The organism is Alcanivorax profundi, assembly GCF_003597125.1.
Taxonomy (GTDB): domain Bacteria; phylum Pseudomonadota; class Gammaproteobacteria; order Pseudomonadales; family Alcanivoracaceae; genus Alcanivorax; species Alcanivorax profundi.
In genome coordinates, this window is sequence record NZ_QYYA01000153.1 from 1 (window position 1) to 407 (window position 407).

At 50.9% G+C, this 407-nt stretch carries 1 pseudogene; it reads left to right on the forward strand.

Annotated elements, in window-relative coordinates:
- Nucleotides 1-407, forward strand: a pseudogene (locus D4A39_RS19330) (hypothetical protein); the annotation flags it as partial.

Genomic DNA, 407 nt, shown 5'->3' on the forward strand with positions numbered 1-407 from the left:
ACTCTATACCTTTGTTTCCAATCATCCTCTGGGCGGACAGGACGGTGTATGTCTCGGTTCCATCATCGGCAAGCACTATGATGGCAAGTTCCGCTATCTAGTGAATGATCTTCTGCTCAACTTGCCGGGTTTGAAACCTGTAAGTATCGGCATCAACAAGACGGGTCGCCAGAGTCGCGATTTCCCACGGATGGTGGAGGCGGGCTTCAAGAGTGATAACCACATGCTGATGTTTCCGGCAGGCTTGAACAGCCGCAAGCGCAAGGATGGAACCATCCACGACCTGCCTTGGAAGAAGACGTTTATCTCTAAGAGTATAGAATATCAGCGCGATGTGGTGCCTATCCATTTCGGAGGGCGCAACTCTGAACGTTTCTACAGCATCGCCCGATTTAGCGACAAGTATC